The following is a 568-nucleotide window of genomic DNA, read 5'->3' as shown; positions in this document are numbered from 1 at the left end:
GAAGCCAAAAGTCTCGCTATTGATTATATGGAAAGAGTTGGAATACCAGAAGCTAAGAAACGCTTCAATGAATATCCTTTCCAATACTCGGGCGGAATGCGTCAACGGATTGTTATCGCCATTGCCTTGGCTTGTCGTCCGGATGTTCTGATTTGTGACGAGCCAACAACGGCCTTAGATGTGACGATTCAGGCACAAATTTTGGACTTGCTCAAGGAATTGCAAAAAGAGTATAACTTTACTACCATCTTTATCACACATGACTTAGGTGTAGTAGCAAGTATCGCAGATAAAGTCGCAGTTATGTATGCTGGTGAAGTTGTTGAATTCGGTACCGTTGAAGACATCTTTTACGATCCACGTCATCCCTATACTTGGAGTCTCCTCTCGAGTCTTCCTCAACTGGCAAACGCTAGTGGGGAACTCTTCTCCATTCCTGGAACTCCACCATCTCTCTTTACTCCGGTAGTTGGGGATGCCTTTGCACCACGTTCTGAATTTGCGATGCAAATCGATTTTGAGGAAGCACCACCAATTATTCATGTAAATGATGTCCACTGGGCGAAAA

Annotated in this window: 1 protein-coding gene; it reads left to right on the top strand. The window is 44.0% G+C overall.

The window, feature by feature from the left end; all coding sequences use genetic code 11:
• The coding region (locus ACTQ48_RS11435) for an ABC transporter ATP-binding protein (protein ID WP_441571041.1) at positions 1-568 on the top strand (568 nt) is incomplete at both ends.

Source organism: Collinsella sp. Sow4_E3, assembly GCF_052116285.1.
Lineage (GTDB): Bacteria > Actinomycetota > Coriobacteriia > Coriobacteriales > Coriobacteriaceae > Collinsella.
Note: the sequence above shows the minus strand (reverse complement) of the source record. Positions and strands in the feature narration are given on the sequence as shown.